This is a genomic window from Leifsonia sp. LS1 (genome assembly GCF_020521355.1).
Classification (GTDB): Bacteria; Actinomycetota; Actinomycetes; order Actinomycetales; family Microbacteriaceae; genus Leifsonia.
In genome coordinates this window covers 108,866-131,677 of sequence record NZ_BPER01000006.1, presented here as the reverse complement: position 1 = coordinate 131,677, position 22,812 = coordinate 108,866, and the positions used below count along the sequence as shown (strand labels likewise).

The following is a 22,812-nucleotide window of genomic DNA, read 5'->3' as shown; positions in this document are numbered from 1 at the left end:
TGTCACTCGCTTTCGCTGGTGGTGAAGGAGAGGGGGCGGGAGGCAGCCGCATCGGCGGACGGCGCGATCGCCCGGCGCGATGCCCGGAAGACCCAGAGCCGCAGGAGCACGAAGCGGATCAGCGTTGCGACGAGGTTGGCCGCGGTGAGCACGATCAGCTGCCACCGGGCGGAGGCCGTGGGTGCCAGCGCGTGCAAGGTGAGCAGCGATCCGCTGGTCAGCGCCCACGCGATCCCGAAGACGATGAGCCCCTGGAACTGATGCCGCACCATCCCGGGCCCGCGCACCCCGAAGGTGAAGCGCCGGTTGGCCCATGTGTTCGCGACGGCTGTGATGAGCAGCGCGGCGAAGTTGGCGACCTGCGCGGGCACGAGCGTCTGCAGCAGCAGGTACAGCAGCGCGTAGGCCACGGTGGAGAGCACCCCCACGACGCCGAACCGCACCACCTGGCCGAAGAAGCTCGGCGGCCGGGGCGGCTCGAACGGCCGCCTCCCGAGCTCCGCGTACACCGACTCGATCGGGATCCGGCCGCGGGCGATGTTCGTGCCGACGCGCACCATGCCCTTCACGTCCTCCAGAGCGGTGCTCACGACGTCCACGGAGCTGTGCGGGTCATCGACCCAGTCGACGGGGATCTCATGGATGCGCAGCCCGGATCGCTCGGCGAGGATCAGGAGCTCGGTGTCGAAGAACCAGGCGTCGTCCTCCACGAGCGGGAGCAGCCGCTGCGCGACATCCCTCCTGATCGCCTTGAACCCGCACTGGGCGTCGCTGAAGCCGACGGACATCGTCCGCCGCAGCAGCAGGTTGTAGCTGCGCGAGATGAACTCGCGTCTGCCGCCGCGCGTGACGCGCGACGATCGGCCGAGCCGCGTGCCGATCGCGAGGTCGGAGTGCCCGGAGAGCAGCGGGGCGACCAGCGGGGGAAGCGCCGCGAGATCGGTGGAGAGGTCCTCGTCCAGATAGACGAGCACCTCGGCTTCGGAGGCCCCCCACACCTGCTTGAGCGCGCGACCGCGGCCCTTCAGGGGGAGGTGCACCGCGACGACGCCGGCGAGCTCCCCGGCGAGGCGGTCCGCGAGGGCGGCCGTCTCGTCGGTGCTGGCGTTGTCCGCGATGGTGATCCGCCAGGCCTGCTCGACGGCGTCGGTCAGATAGGCGTGGAGCCGGCGGATGGACGACTCGAGCGTCGCCTGCTCGTTGTAGACGGGCACGACGATGTCGAGCGAGAGGGTGGCGGTTTCGTACGACATGCGCACCACCCTCGCCCTGTTACATTCCCGTGACCTTTCGCGGGACTATGGGCGGCTCATGCGTCTCCTGCGCACTTCCTATGTGCAGGAGACGCGCGTCAGGCGGGACGGATGTTCGACGCCTGGAGACCCTTCGGCCCCTGCGTCACCTCGTATTCCACGCGCTGGTTCTCGGTGAGGTTGCGGTATCCGTCCCCGGCGATCTCGCTGAAGTGGGCGAACACGTCGGGCGACCCGTCGTCCGGGGCGATGAAGCCGAACCCCTTCTCCGAGTTGAACCACTTGACGGTGCCTGTTGCCATCGTTCTCTGCCTTCTCTTCTGCACGGGTCACGGGTACGACCCTCCGCCAGTGTCCCCCAACCGGGGAGGAAACGCGAGTGCTTCGGCGTCACCCGCCCCTTCCCGACCGCCCGCGACACGCCTACCATCCGGTCCAGCGGCGGCATGCCGGCCACCGCGGGGCGGACAGGAGGCCCGACGATGACCGACGCGCGAGAGCAGTTCCCCGAGACGCCTTCGGGCGAGCCGATCGACGTGGACGCGATCGCGGAGGGCGGAGGCAGCGGTCCCTACGACGCCGACGGCGTGTTCGAGCCCGAGCACGACGAGACGGCCGACGACGACGAAGCGCTGCGCGACGATGCGGACGACTGCGGGCTCCGGCGCGACTGACGACGCCGGCCGAGCGCGTCCATCCGTACGGCTGCCGTTCATCCCAGCCCTCTTGTCCCCCGACCATGTACCCCGCTAGGGTCGAGCCAAGCAAGCTGCACGTTCGGGGAGGAGTGCCGCGTGACGACCTATGAGACACCGATCGGTAACACACCGAAGGCCGGGCAGGACATCCATCTGGTCCGTTGGGTGCATCGGGCCGACGGCTGGAGCAGCGAGACCCTGCTCTGCACGTATCTGGCGGGAACGCGGCGCGACTGGATCGTGGAGTCCCACGGCTCTCGCGTCGAGCTGCCGCGCGAGGAATGGGCGCAGTTCGCATTCTGACCGCGGGTCGGGCGCGGTCGCCCCAGCGGAGCGGGTCCGCCGAGGCAGACGTGCGTCAGAGCCCGGCGCGCGCGGCGAGCAGTTCGACGGCGGCGCGCCAGTCGTCCGTCGCGATCCCGTCGCCGGTCTCCTCCTCACCGGGGAGCCGCGCCACGAACGACGGCCACGTCGCGCCGGCGGAATGCTGCTCCTCGACCAGGCCGAGATAGTCCCCGCCGTAGTAGAGCTCCCACGCCGCGGTCGAGGTGGGGCTGTACATGAGGGTCAGCGGGCGGGAGCCGTACGTGTAGACGGCGTGCTGATGCGCGAGCTGCTTGTCCGTCATGTTCGGCAGGATAGGCGTCTTCTCTGCGCCACGGAAGAGAGCACCGCGGACCGGGCGGACACCACGGCGCCGGCACCGCCACGGACCGCGTTCACGCTGCGTCGCGGTCATCGCCGTCGTCGTCCTCCGTCCGCTCGTGGGTGGCCGCCACCGCAGCCTCCACCACATCGCGCATCCTCCCCCGGCGGGCGAACGCCGCGCGCTGCCGGCCGGCTCCTCCCCCCGTGCGCAGGATGCGTGCGACCCCTCTGCGCACGAGCGCGAGGTCGCCGGCGAGCTCCAGCTGCGGGCGCGTGTGCGCGAGCAGCGCGGACACTGCGTCCGCGGCCGTCCCGGCGAGACCGGTCTGCGGATGCGGCAGCCGTCCGCTCACGCCGGTGAGCGCCGCCTGCCATTCGGCGAGGCGCAGCGCGGCCGAGGGCATCGGGGTCGGAGGAACCCCCGCGCGCCACTCTGCCGCCGCCTCCTCGACCAGGGCGCGCACGATGGCGGCCAGGACCACGGTGTCGCGCGCGTCGAGGCAGACGTCGGCGACGCGCACCTCGATCGTCGGCTGCTTGTGCGACAGCCGCGCGTCCAGGTAGAGCATCCCCTTGTCGAGGATGACCCCCGTGTCGACGAGGATGCTCTCGAAACGGTCGTACGCGTCCACCGACCCGAACAGGTCGGTGGGGCCGGCGCTCTGCCACTGATGCCACGCCACGAAGCGGTAGCTCGCGTGCCCGGTGTCCACGCCGCCGGCGAACGGCGAGTTCGCCGTCAGCGCGAGCAGCACGGGCAGCCAGGTGCGGATGCGGTCCAGCACCGCGACGCCCTCCTCGCGGGAGGCGATGGCGACGTGCACGTGGCAGCCGCAGACGAGGGTGCCACGCGCGGTGAGCCCGTACCGGTCCATCATGCTGTCGTAGCGCGGGTCGGAGGTGGCGTGCGGCCGGAGGCGCAGCGGGGACATCGCCACAGCCACCGCGCGGGCGGAATGACCGCGCGCGAGGTCGTCGGCGAGCGTCCGGCCCGCGACGATGTCCGAGAGCAGCGCCGTCATCGACTCCTGGGGCCGCGTCTGGGTCTCGATCATCTCCTGCTGGATCTCGGCGCTGACCACCGGTCCGGCGCCGGCGGCGGGGGCGTCCGCCAGCAGCAGGGGCGCCACGGGCGACGCCGCGCCGCGCGCGTCGACCAGCAGGAGCTCCTCCTCCACTCCGACCGTCCTCACCGCTTCAGTCTGCGCGTACGCCCGGGCACCCGGCAATCCCTGGACAATCCGACACTCCCGTGCCCACCCGTGTCCTCCCCGCGAGACGGCCGAATGCTCGCCGTCTCGCAGCGGACCCGCTCATTTCGTGCCGCTTCGCAGCGCGATGTCGTCCGTAGGATCGGGGATGTGGATGATCTCTCTGCTCTGTGGGGGCAGGCGCTCGCGGGGGATGCGGCGCCGCTCGAGGCGATGCTCGGCGCGAACAGCCGGCTCCCGGGACCGCGCGCCGACCTGGAGCTCGCCGGCCGGCTGGCGGACGTGGCCGGCAGCACCCCTGCCGACGGCCACGCCGGCGCCATCCGCCTGCTCACGGGCTGGCTCGCGCATCCCCCGCTGGTCGCCGCCGAGCTGCCCGAGCCTCATCGCGAGTACGTGGCCGCGTGCGCCGCGCTGGCGGCCGGCGCCCTCGGCGAGGTGCCGCTGCTGACGACCGCCGCGGTCGACGAGCGCTGGCGTGTGCGCGAGCTCGCCGCCACCGGCATGCAGCGCATCCTCGACCGCGACTGGGAGGGCGGCCTGCGGGAGGTGCGCGTGTGGCTGCGCGACCGCGGTCCTCTGCGGAATCGCGCGCTCCTCGCCCGTGCCGCGGCCGCGGCCGTCGCGGAGCCGCGCCTCCTGAAGCGTCCGCCGCACGGTTCGGAGGCCTGCGCCGTGGTCGCCGCCGCGACCGATCTGCTGCTCTCCCTCCCCGACAGCGAGCGCCGCGACGGCGACGTGCGGGTGCTCCGGCAGGCGCTCGGCTACGCCGTCAGCGTGGTCGCGGCCGCCGCCCCCGACGACGGCGTCCCGCTCCTCGAGCGCCTGGCCACCTCGGCCGATCCCGACGCCCGCTGGATCGCCCGCGAGAACCTGAAGAAGGCGCGACTCCGCCCGCTCGACGACCTGCTGGCCGTGGCCCGCGAGGCCTCCTCGCTCACGACCTGACGCGATTCGTGACGATCGCCGCGAACCGGGGTCAGCGACCGAGCGCCTGCTCCACGTCGGCGAGGAGGTCGGCGATGTCCTCGATGCCGACCGACAGGCGCACGATGTTGTCGGGCACCTCGAGCTCCGTGCCGCGCACCGACGCGTGCGTCATCTCCGACGGGTAGCCGATGAGCGACTCCACTCCGCCCAGCGACTCCGCGAGCTGGAACACGCGCGTCGACTCCGCGAATCGGCGGGCCGCGGGCGCGCCACCGCTCAGCGCCACCGAGATCATGCCGCCGAAGCCGCTCATCTGACGCGCGGCCAGCTCGTGACCGGGGTGCGTCGGGAGGCCGGGGTAGTAGACCGCGTCGATGCCCGCGTGCCCGACCAGCGCCTCGGCGATCGCCTGTGCGTTCGCGGTGTGGCGCTGCATGCGCACGTCGAGTGTCTTGATGCCGCGCACGGTCAGGAACGCGTCGAGGGGGGCGGACACCGCGCCGGCGGCGAACTGGATGAACTGCACCTTCTCGGCCAGCTCCTCGTCCGCGAAGACCAGGGCGCCCCCGATCACGTCGGAATGCCCGCCGAGGTACTTCGTGGTCGAGTGGACGACGACATCGGCGCCGAACGACAGCGGCTGCTGCAATGCGGGGGAGGCGAAGGTGTTGTCGACGACGACGAGCACGCCGGCTGCGTGGCCGATCTCGACCAACGCCGCCAGGTCGCTGATCTTCATCAGCGGGTTGCTCGGCGTCTCGATCCAGAGGATGCGCGCGCGCTCCGTCGTCAGGGCGGCGCGCACCGCGTCCAGGTCGGACAGGTCGACGGTCGTGTTGCCGATCCCCCACGCGCGGTGGATGCGGTTGATGAGGCGATGCGTGCCGCCGTACACGTCGTTGCCGAGCACCACGTGGTCGCCCGGGGCGAGGACGGCGCGCAGCAGGGCGTCCTCCGCGGCGAGGCCCGACGCGAACGACAGCGCGCGCACGCCGCCTTCGAGCGACGCGAGCAGGGTCTCGAGCGAGGTGCGCGTCGGGTTGCCGCCGCGCCCGTACTCGTAGCCGTTCCGGAGGCCGCCGACGCCGTCCTGCACGAAGGTGGAGGTCTGGTAGATCGGCGGGATGATGGCGCCGGTCGTGGGGTCGAACTCCTGGCCCTCGTGGATGGCGCGGGTGGCGAAGCCGTGCTGGTGGTCGTTCTCGGCGGTCATGGCGGTGTCTTTCGTGTCGGTCATCGGGGCGTGAGCGAGGCGGAGCCGAGCGCTCAGTCGCTGAGGTAGTTGAGCAGATCCTGGCGGGTGAGCACGGCGAGCGGCTTGCCGCCCTCGGTCACGAGCAGCGCGTTCGCGGTGGCCAGCGCGGAGCGCGCGGCCGTCACCGACTCGTTCACGCCGATCAGCGGCAGAGGGTCGCCGACGTGCTTCGCGACCGGATCGCTCATCGCGGCCCGTCCGCTGAACACGGCGTCGACCAGCGACGTCTCGTCGAGCGCGCCCGCGACCTCCCCCATCACGACCGGCGGCTCCGCCGTCAGCACCGGCAGCTGCGAGACGCCGTACGTGTTCATGATCTGGATGGCGTCGCGCACCGTCTCGGCCGGATGCGTGTGCACGAGGTCCGGGAGGTCGCCGCGCTTGGTCTTGATGACGTCCTGCACCGTCGACTCGTCCGGCACCTCGCTGAAACCGTAGGACTGCATCCACTTGTCGTTGAAGATCTTGGCCAGGTAGCCGCGGCCTCCGTCGGGGAGGAGGACGACCACGACATCGTCGGCGCTGAGGCTCTTCGCGACGCGCAGGGCGGCGGCGACGGCCATGCCGCTGGAGCCGCCGACGAGGATGCCCTCCTCGCGCGCGAGGCGCCTGGTCATGTGGAACGACTCGGCGTCCGTGACAGGGATGACCTCGTCGACGACGGTCGGGTCGTACGCGCCCGGCCAGAAGTCCTCGCCGACGCCCTCCACGAGATACGGCCGGCCGGTGCCTCCCGAGTAGACCGAGCCCTCCGGGTCGGCGCCGACGATGCGCACCGTGCCGTCGGACACCTCCTTGAGGTACCGGCCCGTGCCCGAGATGGTCCCGCCCGTGCCGACGCCGGCGACGAAGTGGGTCACCTTTCCTTCGGTGTCGCGCCAGATCTCCGGACCGGTGGTCTCGTAGTGACTGCGCGGGCCGTTCGGGTTGGCGTACTGGTTCGGCTTGAACGCGCCGGGGATCTCCGCGGTGAGGCGGTCGGACACCGAGTAGTAGGAGTCGGGGTGATCCGGCGGAACCGATGTCGGCGTCACCACGATCTCCGCCCCGTAGGCGGTCAGCACGTTGCGCTTGTCCTCGCCCACCTTGTCGGGCAGCACGAAGACGCAGCGGTAGCCGCGTTGCTGGGCGATGAGCGCCAGGCCCACGCCGGTGTTGCCGCTCGTGGGCTCCACGATGGTGCCGCCGGGCTTCAAGTGGCCGTCGCGCTCCGCGGCATCGATGATGCGGCTCGCGATGCGGTCCTTGGAGGATCCTCCGGGGTTCAGGTACTCGAGCTTGACGAGTACCGTCGCCGCGATCCCCTCGGTCAGCCGGTTGAGCTTCACGAGCGGGGTGTCGCCGACCAGGTCTGTGATGGTCTCTGCGTACTTCACGGGGACAACCGTAACAGCGCCGCCTCCGCGGATCGATCGCGTTACAGCCCGTAGACTCTCGTGCATGCCCGTGTCCGACCTCTCTCCCGTGGCGCAGGACTACCTCAAATTCATCTGGTCCGCCACCGAATGGGAGGGCGACCCCATCACCGTCAAGCAGTTGTCGGAGCGGATGGGCGTGCGCGCGGCGACGGTCTCCGACGGAATCCGGCGGCTCACCGAGCAGGGCCTCCTGGCCCACGAGCCGTACGGCGGCATCGAGCTCACGGACGACGGCCGGCGGCACGCGGTCGCGATGGTCCGCCGGCACCGGCTCATCGAGACGTTCCTCGTCGAAGAGCTCGGGTACGGCTGGGACGAGGTGCACGACGAGGCCGAGGTGCTGGAGCACGCTGTCTCGGACGACCTCGTCGACCGCATCGACAAGCGTCTCGGCTTCCCGGCGCGCGACCCGCACGGCGACCCCATCCCGACGGCCGACGGCCAGCCCCGCCGCCCGGACGCCGTGCCGCTGCTGTCGGCGCCGACGGGCGTGGAGGTCGTGGTGGCGCGCATCTCGGACGCCGACCCGGCCATCCTGCGCTACCTCGACGAGCTCCGCATCGGCCTGGACACGGCCCTGACCGTGGACGAGCACCGCGCCTTCGCCGGCGATGTGACCGTACGCACGGCCGATTCCACGATCGTGCTCGGCGCGACCGCCGCCGCCGCGGTCTGGGTCGTCACCGCCTGATCCGGAGGCCGCAGCCACCGGAGGAGATCCCGGCGAGCGCGCCCGGCATCGCCTCCGTCAGCCGCCGCGCCCCGGCGTGCCCCGCACGATCCCCTCCCGTCCCCGCAGCGACTACCCGCCGGTCACCGTGAGGACCACCAGCGCGAGGTTGAGCACCACGACCAGCGCGGCGACCAGGCCGCCTGCGACCCGCACCCACGCCGCGTCTGCGCGGTCTCCCATCACCGTGCGCGACCCGGTCAGCCGCAGCAGCGGGATCATCGCGAACGGGATGCCCAGGCTCAGGAACACCTGCGAGAGCACCAGCGCCCAGGTCGGGTCGACGCCGGCGGCGAGGATGACGACGGCGGGGATGAGCGTCACGATCCGGCGCGCGAGCAGCGGCACCCGCACCGTCAGGAGACCGCTCATGATGGTGGCCCCCGCGTAGCTGCCGACGGAGGTGGAGGCGAGCCCGGAGGCGAGGAGGCCGATCGCGAAGACCACTCCCACGACCGGTCCGAGCGCGGACGAGATCGCGGCGTGCGCCCCCTCGATCGTGTCGGTGCCGTCGACGCCGCGCAGCGCGGAGGCCGCGAGCAGCAGCATCGCGATGTTCACCGCTCCGGCGAGGATGAGCGCGAGCACCACGTCGAGCCGCGTGGCGCGCAGCAGCGTTCGCACCCGCCCCGCGTCGCTCGAGGCGCCGTGCCGATCGCGCGCGAGCGCCGAGTGCAGATAGATCGCGTGAGGCATCACCGTCGCCCCGAGCATGCTCGCCGCGAGCAGCACCGTCGGCGTTCCGTCGAACCGCGGGACCAGCCCGCCCGCCGCAGCGCCCCAGTCGACCGGGCTCACGAACAGCCCCGCGAGGAACCCGATCGCGATGACTCCCAGCAGCCCGAGCACGACGGCCTCGAACGGGCGCTGGCCCCGTCGCGACTGGATGCTCAGGATGCCGATCGCGACGATGCCCACGATGATGCCGCCGACGGGCAGGGGGAGGCCGAAGAGCAGGTTCAGCGCGATCGCGCCGCCGATCACCTCGGCGATGTCGGTCGCGGCGGCGACCAGCTCGGCCTGGACCCAGTAGGCGCGGCGCGACCCGGTGCCGAGCCGCGCGCCCAGCAGCTCCGGGAGGCTGCGTCCCGTCACGATGCCCAGCTTGGCCGATTGGTACTGCACGAACACCGCGATGGCGTTGGCGGCGACGAGGACCCAGACGAGCAGGTAGCCGTACTTCGCGCCCGCCGTCAGGTTCGCGGCCACGTTGCCGGGATCGACGTAGGCGATCGCCGCGACGAATGCCGGCCCGAGCAGGGCCAGCAGTCGCGCCCGCGATCCGGTCGCCCGCTCCTCCGTCACCACCACGATGCTCACCACCTCAAACTCAAGTGTTAGCCCAGCCTAACACTTGACGCGCACCCCCGGTCCAGGCCCGCCCTAGCAATTCCGGAGATCTACCAGGTCACGGCACGAGTCACCGGAGTTCCGGCGAAATGAGCGGCGTGCCACTGCGAGACTCCGGAGTTATCACGCCAGGACGGTGCACCTCCTGTCCTGGCGTCGCTCGACACGCGAATCCGGAGCTATTCTGCGCCACGCCGCTCATTTCGCCGGAACTCCGGAGATCCCAGCCCGCGCGGCATAGACCTCCGGAATTGCTCGGGTGCTCAGGCCTCGGTGCTGAGCGTTCCTTCGATCTGCTCGCGGTAGAGGCGGGTGTAGACGCCGCCGGCCTCGAGCAGTTCGCGGTGGGTGCCGTGCTCGATGATGCGGCCGTGGTCGACGACGAAGATGACGTCCGCGGCGACGATGGTGGAGAGGCGGTGGGCGATCGCGATGGTGGTGCGGCCGCGGGAGGCGGTGTCGAGGGCTTGCTGCACGACGCGCTCGGAGATGGTGTCGAGGGCGCTGGTGGCCTCGTCGAGGATGAGGACCTCCGGGTCTTTGAGCAGCACACGGGCGATGGCGATGCGCTGCTTCTCGCCGCCGGAGAGGCGGTACCCGCGTTCGCCGACGACGGTGGCGTAGCCGTCGGGGAAGCTGACGATGGTGTCGTGGATGTTGGCCTGGCGGGCGGCGGCCTCCAGCTCCTCCTGGGTGGCGTCCGGGCGGGCATAGCGGAGGTTCTCGGCGATGGAGGCGTGGAACAGGTACGTCTCCTGGCTGACGACGCCGATGTGGGAGACGAGGGAGTCCTGTTGCAGCTCGCGGATGTCGGCGCCGCCGAACAGGATGCGGCCGCCGGTCGCGTCGTAGAAACGAGGGATGAGGTACGACACCGTGGTCTTGCCCGCGCCGCTCGGGCCGACGAACGCAGCGAACTCTCCCGCGCGGATGGTGAACGAGACGTCGTCGAGGGTGTTCCGCTCCCCTTCGCGGGCGTCCGGGTAACGGAACACGACGTGGTCGAACTCGATGCGGCCGAGGTCGCGCGAGGGGTCGACGGGCACCGCATCGGGCCGGTCGGCGATGGCGGGCTTCAGGTCGAGGTACTCGAAGATGCGGGCGAAGAGCGCGCCGGAGGTCTGCAGGTCGAGTGCCACCCGCATCAGCGCGAGCAGCGGGAACAGCAGCCGCGCCTGCACGGTGGTGAAGGCGACGATGGTTCCCGCGGTGATGTCCGTGGCCCCGCCCAGGATGAGCCAGCCCGAGACGAGGTAGACGATCGCCGGAATGGAGGACAGGAAGATGTTGACCATCGCGAAGAACCACTGGCCGCTCATCGCCTGCGAGACCTGCAGGCGGATCTGGTTCTCGTTCTCGTCGGAGTAGCGCTGCACCTCCGCGCCCTGCCGGTTGAAGCTCTTCGAGAGCAGGATGCCCGACACGCTCAGCGTCTCCTGGGTGATCGCGGTCATGTCCGACAGCGACTCCTGCGTGCGGGTCGCGATGCGGGCGCGCACCTGTCCGACGCGACGCTGGGCGATCACGAGGATCGGCATCAGGATCACGGCCACGATCGTCAGCTGCCAGTTGAGCAGCAGCATGGCCACGAGCGCGGCGATCACGGTGACCGTGTTGCCCAGGATGCTCGACATCGTGTTGGTGAGCACGCTCGCCACCCCGCCGACGTCGTTCTGCAGCCGCGACTGGATGATGCCGGTCTTGGTCTTGGTGAAGAAGCTCAGCTCCATGTCCTGCAGGTGCGAGAACAGCCGCACGCGCAACGCGCCCATCACCTTGTTGCCGACGGACGCGGTGAGGTACGTCTGCCACACCCCGAGGAGCGCCGAGCCGACGAAGACCACGATCATGGCCACCACGATCTCGATCAGCACGGGCATGTCCGGCCCGCCCTTCGGGAACAGGCCGTCGTCGAACGCCCGCTGGGTCAGCAGGGGCGGGATGACGGAGAGCGCCGCACCGACGAGCACGAGCACCATGGTCATGACGATCGCGGCACGATGGGCCGAGAAGAGCGACACGATCCGGCGGAACAGATGCGGGATCTTCGGCGCCGTCGCGTTCAGCGCCTTCTGCGCCTCGGCGTCGCCCCCGCTGACGCGCGACCGCATCCCGCCGCCGCCACCGGCCATGCCCATCCCACGCATCCCGCTCACGGTGTCAGCCTAAGCCCGGCTCTCCCCCACCCCGCACCCGCGCACCCGAGGTGCGGGACGTTGCGCGTATGACCGGTCCCATGGCCGCAACGACGCGAAATCGGGCTGCGGGCGACGCATTGCTGCGCGACACTGACCCCCGCCCAGGGGTCGACTGCCGTGATGGAACCGTGATGCAAGCGCTTGACGTAAACGCTTGCATAACCGCGCACGCCGGGAGTACCGTGACCGCGGGCGCACCTGCGCCTGCACCAAGAGCTCAACGAGGAGTGAAATGAAAGCAGCACGTCTCTCCGTGGTCGCGGGAGTCGCCCTGGTCGGCCTCGCACTGGCCGGATGCACAGGTGGCGGATCGGGGGGCAGCGGCGGCGGCGACGCCAGCCAGAACCTCACGGGCAAGGGTCCGATCACCTACGTGCAGGGCAAGGACAACTCGAATGTGGTCCGCCCCCTGATCGAGAAGTGGAACGCCGCACACCCCGACGAGAAGGTCACGTTCAAGGAGCAGACCGATCAGGCGGATCAGCAGCACGACGACCTGGTGCAGCACTTCCAGGCGAAGGACTCCAACTACGACGTCGTCGACGTCGACGTGGTGTGGACGGGTGAGTTCGCCGCGAAGGGCTGGCTGCAGCCGCTGACCGGGGACTTCAAGATGGACAACTCGGCCCTGCTGGCCCCGACGGTGAAGTCGGGCACCTACAACGGCACCCAGTACGCGGCCCCGCAGACCTCCGACGGCGGCATCCTGTACTACCGCAAGGACCTCGTCCAGTCCCCGCCGAAGACCTGGGATGAGATGCTCAAGGACTGCGACATCGCCAAGGCGAAGGGCATCGGCTGCTACGCCGGTCAGTTCGCGCAGTACGAGGGCCTCACGGTGAACGTCGCCGAGGCGATCAACACCAACGGCGGCACCATCGTCGGCGAGGACGGCAAGACGGTCACGGTGGACTCGAAGGAGGCCAACGCGGGCCTGACCCGGCTGGTGGACGGCTTCAAGAACGGCCAGATCCCGGCCGAGGCCATCACCTACCAGGAGGAGCAGGGCCGGCAGGCGTTCGAGGCCGGCAAGCTGATGTTCCTGCGCAACTGGCCGTACGTGTACAACCTGGCCAAGACGGACGGCTCCTCGACGGTGAAGGACACCTTCGGGATCGCGCCGCTGCCGGGAGTCAGTGACGGCAAGCCGGGCGTCTCCAGCCTCGGCGGTCACAACGCCGCGATCAGCGTGTACTCCAAGCACAAGGCCACCGCGTTCGAGTTCCTGAAGTTCCTGCAGTCGGAAGAGACGCAGAAGTTCTTCGTCACCCAGGGTTCGCTCGCACCGGTGCTGTCCTCGCTGTACGACGACGCGGACCTGAACACCCAGCTGCCGTACCTGTCCACCCTGAAGACGTCGATCGAGAACGCGGTGCCGCGTCCCGTGTCGCCGTTCTACCCGGCCATCACCAAGGCCGTTCAGGACAACTCCTACGCCGCCCTCAAGGGGGACAAGAGCGTCGACCAGGCCCTGAAGGACATGGCCTCGGCGATCCAGACCGCCAGCCAGGGCTGACCCGGCCGGTCTCCCGGTCACCGGGCGGCGGGACCCCTCCCGCCGCCCGGTCCCACACTCTTCTGCCACGTCACCGGAGGCACACATGTCAGCGTCGAACGTCGTCGCCCCCTCATCCACCACAACAGGCGGCAAACCACCGGTCCGGGCCGGGATCAAGCAGAACAGGCGTCAGCAGAGCCGCTGGGCCCTCTACCTGATCATCCCGACACTCATCCTCCTGGCCGTCGTCATCGGCTACCCGGTGGTGAGCGCCATCGTCATGTCCTTCCAGAAGGACGCCGGCCTCGATCCCGCGACCGGCCTGTTCGTCCAGGGCGGCTTCGCCGGCTTCCAGAACTACGCGCACTGGCTGTTCCAGCAGTGCATGGGAACCGACGGCTCCACCATCGCCTGCCCGCCCGGCAACCTCGGCTCGACCTTCTGGAACGCGGTCTTCGTCACGTTCTTCTTCACCGTGACCACCGTGATCCTCGAGACCGTCCTCGGCCTCTGGTTCGCCCTCATCATGAACCGCGCCTTCCGCGGCCGCGGCTTCGTCCGCGCGGCCATCCTGGTGCCGTGGGCCATCCCGACCGCCGTCACCGCGAAGCTGTGGTTCTTCATCTTCTCGGTCGCCGGCATCGCCAACGCCATCCTCGGTGCGCACATCCTGTGGACCAGCGACGAGTGGGCGTCCCGGTTCGCGGTCATCATCGCCGACACCTGGAAGACCACGCCGTTCATGGCGCTCCTCATCCTCGCCGGTCTGCAGCTGATCCCCGAGGATGTCTACGAGGCGGCCAAGATGGACGGCGCGTCGACCTGGCAGCGCTTCTGGCGGGTCACGATGCCGCTGCTGAAGCCGGCGCTCATGGTCGCCATCCTGTTCCGTGTGCTCGACGCACTCCGGATCTACGACCTGCCGGCCATCCTCACCGGAGGTGGAGGAGGGACGGGCCATGCCACCACGACCTTGTCGATCCTGGTGATCGATCAGATCAGGCAGGGCTTCAACAGCGCGGCCGCCCTCTCCACCATCACGTTCATCATCATCTTCCTGGTCGCGTTCATCTTCGTGCGGCTCCTCGGCACGAACGTCGTGAGAACGCAGGAAGCCCAGCAGAAGGGAGCGAAGGGATGACCGCAGTCGCCGGCCCCGCCGCCGCCACCGCCGAGGCGAACGCCCTCCCCCGCACCCAGACCAAGCGAAAGGGCGCAGCCCGTCGCCGCAATGCCGGTGTCCGCACCGGTGTGCAGGCGATCGTGATCGTGCTGTGGTGTCTGCTCCCGTTCTACTGGATGGTCGTGACCTCGTTCCGGGATGTCGGCTACACGTTCGACACGACCCCGTGGTTCACGCACTTCACGTGGGACAACTACGTGACCGCGTTCTCCACGAACCTGGGCAACCACCTCGGCCAGGCGCTCCTGAACTCGCTGATCATCGGCGTCTGCGTCACCGTCGTGTCCCTGGTGTTCGGCATCTTCGCCTCCTACGCCCTGGCCCGCCTGGACTTCCGGTTCAAGGGCATCGTGCTCGGCATCATCCTGGCCGCCTCGATGTTCCCCGGCGTCGCGCTCATCACGCCGCTGTTCCAGCTGTTCACCTCGATCGGCTGGATGGGCACCTACCAGGCGCTGATCATCCCGCAGATCTCCTTCGCCCTGCCGCTGACGGTCTACACGCTCACCTCGTTCTTCCGCGAGATGCCGTGGGACCTGGAGGAGGCCGCCCGCATCGACGGATGCACGCAGGCGCAGGCGTTCCGCAAGATCATCCTGCCGCTGGCCGCACCCGCGGTCTTCACCACCGCGATCCTGGCGTTCATCTCCTCCTGGAACGAGTTCCTCATCTCGAGCCAGCTGTCCTCGGACGCCACCCAGCCGGTCACCGTCGCGATCGCGTCGTTCACCGGCAGCCAGCCCCACCAGGAGCCCTACACCGCCGTCATGGCCGCCGGTACGATCGTGACCGTCCCGCTCATCATCCTCGTGCTGATCTTCCAGCGCCGGATCGTCGCAGGACTCACCGCCGGCGGAGTGAAGGGCTGAGCAGATGCGCTGGAGCGATCCGCGGGAGGCCGTCGACGTTGGCATCGGCTTCGTCGGCTTCTTCGCGGTCGCGTTCTTCGTCATCACGCTGGTCTGCGAGCTGACCGGCCAGCCGGCGCTGGTGTGGGCGCTGATCACGCTGGTGCTCGTGCTGCTCTTCGTGGCGCTCTGGCAGGCGCGTCGCCGCATCATCGCGGCGCGCCTGCGAGCGCGCGAGGAGCAGGCCGCCTCCGAGAACCTCTGAGCGGGCGACCATGCGGATGCCGGGGATCGAGGAGGTGGCGCGCGCGACCGGCGTCTCGACGGCGACGGTCTCACGGGCGCTCCGCGGCCTCCCCAACGTCTCCGATACGACCCGCGCCGCAGTGCGCCGGGCGGCGGACGAGCTCGGCTATGTCGCGTCGTCCAGCGCATCGGGTCTGGCCAGCGGCCGCACCCTCGCCCTCGGCGTCGTCGTCCCGTCGGTGAGCCGGTGGTTCTACACGCAGGTGCTGGAGGGGGTGGACGCCGAGCTGCGCGCCGCCAGCTACGACATGATCCTGTTCAACCTCGGCGGCCATCGCGGCGACCGTGAGCGCGTGTTCCATCGCAGCATTCTCCGCAAGCGCACGGACGCCCTGCTCGCGCTCTGCCTCGACTTCACCGTGGAGGAGCGCGAGCAGCTGGCCTCCCTCGGCCATCCGACGATCGTCGTGGGCGGCCCCGTCAAGGGGCTCAGGAGCGTCGGAATCGACGAACGCTCCACGGCGAGACGCGCGACCGAGCACTTGATCGACCTCGGGCACACCGAGATCGCGCACCTCGGCGGCGAGGACGAGGAGGGTCTCAACAGCCAGGTGCCCGCCGGCCGGCTCCGCGGCTTCACGACCGCGATGCGCGCGGCAGGACTGCCCGTGCGGCAGGACTGGATCATCCCCGGCGGCTTCGCACTCCCGGAGGCCAGGGCGGCCATGAACCGGCTGCTCGACCGGCCGGGTCCGCGACCGACCGCGGTGTTCGCCGGTTCGGACGAGATGGCGTTCGGGGCGATCCTCGCCGCCGGCGACCACGGTCTCAGCGTGCCGGGGGATCTGTCCGTGATCGGCATCGACGACCACGACTTCTCCGCCTCGTTCGGGCTGACCACCATGGCGCAGAGCCCGTTCGAGCAAGGCTCCGTCGCGGCCCGCATCCTGCTGGACGAGCTCGCCGGCTCCGAGCCGCGCTCCCGGTCGGTGCGGTCCTCCGTCGAACTCGTCGTGCGCACCTCCACGGCTCCCCCGCGCGGCGTGTACTGAGCACCCGTCCTCATCTGAAAGAATGTTCCTGCACCGCTGCCGCGGATCGCGCCTTTCGGGTAGGCACGATCGAGTGCGCAGTGGCTGTTCGCGACGGGCTTCCTAGCTCTCGACGCGAGAAGGGCCGCCCTGACTAGGACAGGGCGGCCCTTCGTAATTCCGGGGGCGAGGAGACCGGTCCCGCCACCGCGGAACTCCGTTTCATCGGGAGGGCGCCGCCGGTGCCGGAAACCGGTTGCCCGCGTCAGTCGGCGTCGGCGAGCGACAGCACCTCGGCCTCCTGCTGCGCGGATTCCTGGGGAGCGTCGACCCGGCGCAGGTGTGTGTGGCCGATCATGATGAGCGCGACGGCGATGAGCACCGAGACGGCGCCCGCGAAGAACGGGGTGGCCGGGCTGATGGTGTCGGCCAGCAGCGTCGCGGCGGGCGGGGCGATCGCCCCGCCGAGGAACCGCACGCCCGAGTACGCGCTCGATGCGACGGAGCGCGGCAGGTCCGTGGCCTCCATCACGCACTCGGTGAGCACGGTGTTCAGGATGCCGAGGAGCAGGCCGCCGATGATCACGCAGACGATCAGCGCCGCCAGCGAGGAGATGAAGAGACCGGCAGCGAGCAGATCGATCGCCAGGAGCGGCATCACGATCCAGAGCACGCGGGTGCGCGGGAGGCGGGAGGTCAGCAGCGGCGCGACCCACACCGACGTGACCGCGAGCGAGACGCCCCAGCCGAAGAAGATCAGGCCGAGCGTGATCGCGTCCGCGACGCCGAGCGGCACGAGGGCGAAGGGCGTGTAGGCCAGGAGCACGAAAAAGCCGATGTTGTAGAACAGCGCGGCGGCGGCGAGGAAGCCGAGGGCCGGGCGGGCCAGCGCGCGGAACGGCGCCGAGAGCTTCGTGGGGACGGGCTTCTCAGGGTTCTTCCTGAGCATGGCCACGATGGCGATGAAGCCGATCGCCATGAGGGTGGCCGTGCCGAAGAACGGCCCGCGCCAGCTCCAGCTGCCGAGCAGACCGCCGAGCAGGGGTCCGATCGCGATGCCGAGACCCAGAGCCGCCTCGTACAGGATGATCGCGGACGAGGTGCCGCCCGATGCCGCACCGACGATGGTCGCGAGCGCCGTCGAGATGAAGAGCGCGTTCCCGAGCCCCCAGCCGGCACGGAACCCGATGATGGACTCCACGTTCTGCGACAGCCCGGCGGCGAGCGCGAAGACGACGATGAGCGCGAGCCCGATCAGGAGGGTCCGCTTGGCCCCGATCCTGCTCGAGATCCAGCTCGTGAAGAACATCGCGACGCCCGTGATGAGCAGGTAGCTCGTGAAGAGCATCTCCGTCTCGGTGGGCGTGGCCTTCAGGCTCGTGGCGATCGCCGGGAGGATCGGGTCGACGAGTCCGATGCCCATGAAGGCGATGACGGAGGCGAAGGCCACGGCCCAGACGGCGGTGGGCTGCTTGAGGATGTTGTCCGGCTTGTCGTGCGACATGAGGGGGTGTGTGCTCCTGGTGGGTCGGGGTGAGGTACGGGTGCGGGCCGCTAGCGGGCGCCGGCGAGGGCGGCGGAGGCCGCGGTCGAGAGATCCACGCGCGAGCCGATGATCTCGACCGTGCAGCGCATGGCGGCGAGCTCGTCGTCGCTGAGATCGGCGAACATCGGAACCAGCGCGGCCGAGAGCTCGTCGCGCCAGGCCAGGAGGGCGCCCGCCCCCTTCGGGGTGAGCGCGATCTGCCAGGCGCGGGCGTCGTCGGTGTCGGCGATGCGCTTGACCCACTCGGACTCCACCAGCGTGCGGACGAGCTTGGTCATCGTGGGCTGCGAGACCCGGCTGTGCGACGCGAGCTCGCCGAGGCGCAACGGACCGGAAGCCTGCAGCACGCTCAGCGTGCGCCAGACCGCGGGCGACTCGGTACTCCCGGTGACCTGGGCGGCGAGGCGGGCGAGGCGGTGGCTGGCGACGACCAGGTCGCCCAGTGTGCGCCGCAGTTCTTCGGTGCGGTTCTCGGACATGCCGTCCATTTTATATAGCTTGCCTATATAAATCAACCCCTGACCGCAATGCAATCAATGCAAGCTGGTGATATACACCATCCGGGGTGCTTCAATCGGAGCATGCGACGAAGCACCCCCTCTCTCGACACCCGAACGAGCCCGTCCGCAGCGTACCGGCGGACGCTCAAGCCGCGGCACATCCAGATGATCGCCATCGGCGGGGCGATCGGAACCGGCCTGTTCCTCGGCGCCGGCGGCCGTCTCGCGGCGGCCGGGCCCTCCCTGGTCATCGCGTACGCGGTGTGCGGCCTGGTGGCGTTCCTGATCCTCCGCGCCCTCGGCGAGCTGGTGCTGCGCCGGCCCGACTCCGGCTCGTTCGTCAGCTACGCCCGCGAGTTCCTCGGCGAGAAGGCCGGCTTCGTCATGGGCTGGACCTACTGGATGTACTGGGCCATGATCGGTGTCGTCGACGCCACCGCGGTCGCGGTCTACCTGCGGTTCTTCGGAACCTACCTGCCGTTCTTCGCCGACGTCCCGCAGTGGGTCTGGGCGCTCTGCGCACTCGTGACGGTCTTCGCCCTGAACCTGCTGTCGGTCAAGGTCTTCGGCGAGCTGGAATTCTGGTTCGCACTGATCAAAGTCGCCGCGCTGGTCGTCTTCCTCGTGGTCGGCACGCTCTTCGTGGTGCTCGGAACGCCCGTCGCCGGCCGCACTCCCGGGTTCGCGCTCCTCGCGGACGAGGGCGGGCTCTTCCCGAACGGCCTTCTGCCGCTCGTGCTCGTCGTGCAGGGCGTTGTCTTCGCGTACGGAGCGATCGAGCTCATCGGCACCGCGGCGGGCGAGACGGCGAACCCCGAGCGCACGATGCCGCGCGCGATCAACTCGGTCATCCTCCGCATCGCACTCTTCTACGTCGGGTCCGTGCTGCTGCTCTCCCTGCTGCTCCCCTCCTCCGCCTACTCGGCGGGCGAGAGTCCGTTCGTCACCTTCTTCTCCTCCATCGGTGTGGAGGGTGCGGACGTCGTGATGAACCTGGTCGTGCTCACCGCTGCGCTCTCCTCCCTCAACGCGGGCTTCTACTCGACCGGCCGGGTCGCCCGCTCGCTCGCGCTGCGCGGTGCGGCTCCCGCCTTCGCGGCCCGCGTGAACCGCGCGGGAGTCCCCTACGGCGGCATCGTCATCACCGGCGCGGTCGCCCTGATCGGGATCGTGCTCAACGTCTTCGTGCCCGATCACGCCTTCGAGATCGGCATCAACCTGACCTCCGTCGGCCTGCTGGTCGCCTGGGCGGTCATCGTGCTGTGCCAGCTCGAGCTGCACCGGAGGGCTCTTCGCGGCGAGGACGAGCGCCCTCCGTTCCGGATGCCGTGGTCGCCGTGGTCCGGCTACGCCGCCCTCGCGTTCCTCGGCGTCATCGCCCTGCTCATGCTCCTCGACTGGCCGACCGGAACGCTGACGGTGGGCGCGGCGGTCGTCGTCGTCATCCCCCTGCTCGTCCTCGGCTGGCGCCTCGTGCGCGATCGTGTGCGGCTGTACTCGGCCGAGGAGGCCGCCGCTCGGAGCTCCGGAGTCCCTGCTCAGGAGGCGGACGATGCGGGCGACGCCGAGACGGTCGTCCGCTGAGCGAAGACGTACGCCTGCCGGGACTTCTCCGGGGCGACCGGCTCGCGGACAAGCTCGGCCACCACGGAGAACCCGGCGACGGCCAGCCGCTCGCGGACCCGGCCGACCGACTGGCGCCGGGTGCGCAGATCGATGTCGTGCCCGTACGCGCGCGTCAGATGCACCACGTCCTCGTCGCCGGCCGCGCTCACCTGGAACGCCAGCAGCAGACGCCCGCCGGGGCGCACGACTCGCGCGAACTCGCGGAAGAGCGCGTCCTGCTCGTCCTGAGCGATGTGGATGATCGAATACCAGGCGAGAGCACCTGCGAGTCCGGCGTCGCCGAACGGCAGGTCCAGCATGGAGCCGACGGCGAACGTCAGGTGCGGGTGCTCGCGGCGGGCGACCTCCACCATCCCGGGTGACAGGTCGACGCCCGAGATGTCGAGTCCCCGATCCGCGAGGTGCCCGGCGATCCGGCCGGGACCGCAGCCGAGGTCGGCCACCGCTCCCCCTCCGTCCGCGTCGACCTGCTCGGCGAACGCCGCGAGCGCGGCCCTGTCGAACACGTTCGTCCGCAGGTCGTCGCGGAGCAGGTCGGCGTAGGACCGGGCGACGATGTCGTAGGCGGCGCGGGTCGCGGCGGTGTCGGCGGTCTCGCTCATCACCGCATTCTCCCCCAACCCGTGGGCTGGCACACGAGACGTGGCGCCCGGCGGTTCACCCGACGCGCCGTTCCCCGGCGATTCGGAGGGCTTCCGCACGAGAGGGCCAGGACGCGCTGGGAGGGTGGGCGATGCGGAACCCGACGCGACCCACGACAACCGATCGACGGAGGAATCCCATGAGCGCTCGCTCGACATCCCGCCCCGCCACCCTCGACCTCGGACTGCTGCTCCTGCGGTTCGCGGTCGGCGGCACCCTGGTGGCCCACGGCCTGCAGAAGCTGCTCGTCTTCACCCTGCCGGGTGTGGCCGGGTCGTTCGCGGGGATGGGCATCCCGCTGCCCGAGGTGGTCGCCCCGGCCGTCGCAGCCATCGAGCTGATCGGCGGCAGCCTCATCGTCCTCGGCATCGGTACACGGGTGGCCGGCCTGCTGGCCGCCGCCGCGATGCTCGGCGCGGTCTTCACGGCGCACGCCGGTGCGGGCTTCTTCGCCACCGACGGCGGCTTCGAGCTGCCGCTGCTGATCGCGTGCGCCGCCGTGGCGCTCGCGCTGACCGGACCGGGACGGCTCTCGGTGCACACCGCCCTGCTGCGCGGGCGGGCACCGCTGGCCGCCTGACGCCCGCGCCGCACGCAGAAGCGCCCCCGGCCGTGATGGCCGGGGGCGCTTCGCTCATCGGATTACCGCAGGTACCGGTCGTACAGCAGGGTCCTGCGGCAGAGATCCGGCGGGTGGGAGGCGGTGTCGCCGTCCTCACCGTGCAGGAGCGCGGCCCCGAGACCGCGCAGGTAGTCGGCGCAGCTGCGCCACAGCGATGTGCTCATCGTGGTTCTTCCTCATGGTTGTGCGTCCTTGCACAGCGATGCACGCAGGCAGGCGCGATCGGACGCTCTGGTGATGGATGAGCATCCGCGTCCGCGCGCCTTAACGCACGGAGGGCGTCGCCCCGGAGTGGGGGCGACGCCCTCCACAACGCGGACACTCTCGTGAGAGGAGTCCGCGTCGTGCAGCGTCTATCAGCCTGCGAGTAGAAGAGCCCCGATGGGGCGCGACTTACTTCAGGGTGATGGTGGCGCCAGCCTCTTCGAGCTGGGCCTTCGCCTTCTCAGCGGTCTCCTTGTTGGCACCCTCGAGAACGGTGCTGGGCGCACCGTCGACGAGAGCCTTCGCCTCACCGAGGCCGAGGCTGGTGAGGGCGCGCACCTCCTTGATGACCTGGATCTTCTTGTCACCGGCGGCCTCGAGGACGACGTCGAAGGAGTCCTTCTCCTCGACCTCTTCGGCAGCGGCACCGGCGCCACCGGCAGCCGGGGCGGCGACCGCGACGGGGGCGGCGGCGGTGACCTCGAAGGTCTCCTCGAACTTCTTCACGAACTCGCTGAGCTCGATCAGGGTGAGCTCCTTGAACGCCTCGAGCAGCTCGTCAGTCGACAGCTTTGCCATGATTTTCTCCTTAGTGTGTGTTGGTTACTCACCGCGTGCGGGTCTCCGTCCGGCCAGGGCCGGGGCGGGGGACTTACGCAGCGGACTCCTGCTTCTCACGCAGCGCGTCGACCGTGCGAACGGCCTGCGACAGCGGTGCGTTGAACAGATATGCGGCTCCGAACAGCGAGGCCTTGAAGGCGCCGGCCAGCTTGGCCAGCAGAACCTCACGGGACTCGAGGTCGGCGAGCTTGCCTACCTCTTCGGCGGTGAGCGGGTTACCGTCGAAGTAACCGCCCTTGACCACCAGCAGAGGGTTCGCCTTGGTGAAGGCACGCAGCGCCTTCGCGACGGCGACCGGGTCACCGTGCACGAATGCGATCGCGGACGGACCGGCGAGCTCGTCGTCGAACGACGAGATGCCGGCGTTGTTCGCCGCGATCTTGGTCAGCGTGTTCTTCACCACGGCGTACGTCGCGTGCTCACTGATCGACGTGCGCAGCTCCTTGAGCTGAGCGACAGTGAGACCGCGGTACTCGGTCAGCAGAACGGCGGTCGAGCTCGTGAACAGGTTCTCGAGCTCGGCAACCGTGGCTTCCTTGTTCGCCATGGCCTAC

General features: G+C 70.0%; 25 protein-coding genes. 11 read left to right on the top strand and 14 right to left on the bottom strand.

The window, feature by feature from the left end; all coding sequences use genetic code 11:
• Window positions 1–2: 2 nt before the first annotated feature.
• Together LLS1_RS12485 and LLS1_RS12480 are read right to left on the bottom strand one after the other, a co-directional pair.
• On the bottom strand, window positions 3–1,253 hold the full coding sequence (locus LLS1_RS12485; RefSeq protein WP_226655968.1) for a bifunctional glycosyltransferase family 2/GtrA family protein: 1,251 nt from the start codon (window positions 1,251–1,253) through the stop codon (window positions 3–5).
• Window positions 1,254–1,351: 98 nt separating this feature from the next.
• Window positions 1,352–1,555, bottom strand: a complete 204-nt coding sequence (locus tag LLS1_RS12480) for a cold-shock protein (RefSeq protein ID WP_223359771.1) — start codon at window positions 1,553–1,555, stop codon at window positions 1,352–1,354.
• 180 nt (window positions 1,556–1,735) lie between these two features.
• Here LLS1_RS12480 and LLS1_RS12475 point away from each other — a divergent pair, with 180 nt between their 5' ends.
• Both LLS1_RS12475 and LLS1_RS12470 read left to right on the top strand, forming a co-directional pair.
• Complete coding sequence (locus tag LLS1_RS12475) at window positions 1,736–1,927, top strand: hypothetical protein (protein WP_226655967.1); 192 nt, start codon at window positions 1,736–1,738, stop codon at window positions 1,925–1,927.
• 120 nt (window positions 1,928–2,047) lie between these two features.
• Entirely contained in the window at window positions 2,048–2,254 is a 207-nt protein-coding gene (locus tag LLS1_RS12470) for a hypothetical protein (protein WP_226655965.1), read from the top strand.
• Window positions 2,255–2,309: 55 nt separating this feature from the next.
• On the opposite strand, the gene LLS1_RS12465 is transcribed toward LLS1_RS12470, so the two are convergent.
• Together LLS1_RS12465 and LLS1_RS12460 are read right to left on the bottom strand one after the other, a co-directional pair.
• Window positions 2,310–2,579 (bottom strand): hypothetical protein, encoded by a 270-nt coding sequence (locus LLS1_RS12465; protein ID WP_223359767.1) that lies wholly within the window; start codon window positions 2,577–2,579, stop codon window positions 2,310–2,312.
• Window positions 2,580–2,670: 91 nt separating this feature from the next.
• Window positions 2,671–3,792: a glutamate--cysteine ligase gene (locus tag LLS1_RS12460; RefSeq protein WP_226655964.1), complete on the bottom strand. Its 1,122-nt coding sequence runs from the start codon at window positions 3,790–3,792 to the stop codon at window positions 2,671–2,673.
• Between the two features lie 168 nt (window positions 3,793–3,960).
• Here LLS1_RS12460 and LLS1_RS12455 point away from each other — a divergent pair, with 168 nt between their 5' ends.
• Complete coding sequence (locus tag LLS1_RS12455; protein ID WP_226655962.1) at window positions 3,961–4,758, top strand: hypothetical protein; 798 nt, start codon at window positions 3,961–3,963, stop codon at window positions 4,756–4,758.
• Between the two features lie 31 nt (window positions 4,759–4,789).
• Here the strand turns inward: LLS1_RS12455 and LLS1_RS12450 are convergent, their stop codons facing one another.
• Both LLS1_RS12450 and LLS1_RS12445 read right to left on the bottom strand, forming a co-directional pair.
• Window positions 4,790–5,977: a cystathionine gamma-synthase gene (locus tag LLS1_RS12450; protein WP_223359762.1), complete on the bottom strand. Its 1,188-nt coding sequence runs from the start codon at window positions 5,975–5,977 to the stop codon at window positions 4,790–4,792.
• 29 nt (window positions 5,978–6,006) lie between these two features.
• Window positions 6,007–7,371: a cystathionine beta-synthase gene (locus tag LLS1_RS12445; RefSeq protein WP_226655960.1), complete on the bottom strand. Its 1,365-nt coding sequence runs from the start codon at window positions 7,369–7,371 to the stop codon at window positions 6,007–6,009.
• Window positions 7,372–7,435: 64 nt separating this feature from the next.
• Between LLS1_RS12445 and LLS1_RS12440 the strand changes: the two genes are divergently transcribed.
• A complete protein-coding gene (locus LLS1_RS12440) occupies window positions 7,436–8,104 on the top strand; it encodes a metal-dependent transcriptional regulator (RefSeq protein WP_223359759.1) in 669 nt (222 codons plus the stop codon).
• A 111-nt stretch (window positions 8,105–8,215) separates the two neighbouring features.
• On the opposite strand, the gene LLS1_RS12435 is transcribed toward LLS1_RS12440, so the two are convergent.
• Both LLS1_RS12435 and LLS1_RS12430 read right to left on the bottom strand, forming a co-directional pair.
• The gene (locus LLS1_RS12435) at window positions 8,216–9,457 is read right to left on the bottom strand and encodes an Nramp family divalent metal transporter (protein WP_374758274.1); all 1,242 of its coding nucleotides are present in this window, start codon (window positions 9,455–9,457) and stop codon (window positions 8,216–8,218) included.
• Window positions 9,458–9,756: 299 nt separating this feature from the next.
• A complete protein-coding gene (locus tag LLS1_RS12430) occupies window positions 9,757–11,640 on the bottom strand; it encodes an ABC transporter ATP-binding protein (protein WP_226656200.1) in 1,884 nt (627 codons plus the stop codon).
• Window positions 11,641–11,923: 283 nt separating this feature from the next.
• Here LLS1_RS12430 and LLS1_RS12425 point away from each other — a divergent pair, with 283 nt between their 5' ends.
• The 5 genes from LLS1_RS12425 (at window position 11,924) to LLS1_RS12405 (ending at window position 16,518) form a co-directional block, all read left to right on the top strand.
• Window positions 11,924–13,207, top strand: a complete 1,284-nt coding sequence (locus LLS1_RS12425) for an ABC transporter substrate-binding protein (RefSeq protein ID WP_226655957.1) — start codon at window positions 11,924–11,926, stop codon at window positions 13,205–13,207.
• A gap of 85 nt (window positions 13,208–13,292) precedes the next feature.
• Complete coding sequence (locus tag LLS1_RS12420) at window positions 13,293–14,330, top strand: carbohydrate ABC transporter permease (protein WP_226655955.1); 1,038 nt, start codon at window positions 13,293–13,295, stop codon at window positions 14,328–14,330.
• Window positions 14,327–15,241: a carbohydrate ABC transporter permease gene (locus LLS1_RS12415; protein WP_223359755.1), complete on the top strand. Its 915-nt coding sequence runs from the start codon at window positions 14,327–14,329 to the stop codon at window positions 15,239–15,241. The genes LLS1_RS12420 and LLS1_RS12415 overlap by 4 nt, the downstream gene beginning before the upstream one ends.
• Before the next feature lie 4 nt (window positions 15,242–15,245).
• Window positions 15,246–15,485 carry a hypothetical protein gene (locus tag LLS1_RS12410; protein ID WP_223359754.1) on the top strand — a complete coding sequence of 80 codons (240 nt, stop codon included), beginning with the start codon at window positions 15,246–15,248 and terminating at the stop codon, window positions 15,483–15,485.
• Between the two features lie 16 nt (window positions 15,486–15,501).
• A complete protein-coding gene (locus LLS1_RS12405; RefSeq protein ID WP_223360899.1) occupies window positions 15,502–16,518 on the top strand; it encodes a LacI family DNA-binding transcriptional regulator in 1,017 nt (338 codons plus the stop codon).
• 244 nt (window positions 16,519–16,762) lie between these two features.
• On the opposite strand, the gene LLS1_RS12400 is transcribed toward LLS1_RS12405, so the two are convergent.
• Both LLS1_RS12400 and LLS1_RS12395 read right to left on the bottom strand, forming a co-directional pair.
• Window positions 16,763–18,127 carry an MFS transporter gene (locus tag LLS1_RS12400; RefSeq protein WP_374758273.1) on the bottom strand — a complete coding sequence of 455 codons (1,365 nt, stop codon included), beginning with the start codon at window positions 18,125–18,127 and terminating at the stop codon, window positions 16,763–16,765.
• Window positions 18,052–18,522, bottom strand: a complete 471-nt coding sequence (locus tag LLS1_RS12395; protein WP_226655952.1) for a MarR family winged helix-turn-helix transcriptional regulator — start codon at window positions 18,520–18,522, stop codon at window positions 18,052–18,054. Before LLS1_RS12395 ends, LLS1_RS12400 begins: the two co-directional genes overlap by 76 nt.
• A 102-nt stretch (window positions 18,523–18,624) precedes the next feature.
• Between LLS1_RS12395 and LLS1_RS12390 the strand changes: the two genes are divergently transcribed.
• Window positions 18,625–20,127: an amino acid permease gene (locus tag LLS1_RS12390; RefSeq protein ID WP_226655949.1), complete on the top strand. Its 1,503-nt coding sequence runs from the start codon at window positions 18,625–18,627 to the stop codon at window positions 20,125–20,127.
• Here LLS1_RS12390 and LLS1_RS12385 read toward each other — a convergent pair.
• Entirely contained in the window at window positions 20,082–20,771 is a 690-nt protein-coding gene (locus LLS1_RS12385; RefSeq protein ID WP_226655948.1) for a class I SAM-dependent methyltransferase, read from the bottom strand. The genes LLS1_RS12390 and LLS1_RS12385 overlap by 46 nt on opposite strands.
• 179 nt (window positions 20,772–20,950) lie before the next feature.
• Between LLS1_RS12385 and LLS1_RS12380 the strand changes: the two genes are divergently transcribed.
• Window positions 20,951–21,391 (top strand): DoxX family protein, encoded by a 441-nt coding sequence (locus LLS1_RS12380; RefSeq protein ID WP_226655946.1) that lies wholly within the window; start codon window positions 20,951–20,953, stop codon window positions 21,389–21,391.
• Between the two features lie 62 nt (window positions 21,392–21,453).
• On the opposite strand, the gene LLS1_RS12375 is transcribed toward LLS1_RS12380, so the two are convergent.
• The 3 genes from LLS1_RS12375 to rplJ all read right to left on the bottom strand — a co-directional run bounded on the left by LLS1_RS12375 (window position 21,454) and on the right by rplJ (window position 22,805).
• Window positions 21,454–21,597 (bottom strand): hypothetical protein, encoded by a 144-nt coding sequence (locus tag LLS1_RS12375; protein ID WP_223359745.1) that lies wholly within the window; start codon window positions 21,595–21,597, stop codon window positions 21,454–21,456.
• Between the two features lie 229 nt (window positions 21,598–21,826).
• Complete coding sequence (rplL, locus tag LLS1_RS12370) at window positions 21,827–22,216, bottom strand: 50S ribosomal protein L7/L12 (protein ID WP_223359743.1); 390 nt, start codon at window positions 22,214–22,216, stop codon at window positions 21,827–21,829.
• 73 nt (window positions 22,217–22,289) lie between these two features.
• Entirely contained in the window at window positions 22,290–22,805 is a 516-nt protein-coding gene (gene rplJ, locus LLS1_RS12365; protein WP_223359741.1) for a 50S ribosomal protein L10, read from the bottom strand.
• Window positions 22,806–22,812 lie beyond the last annotated feature (7 nt).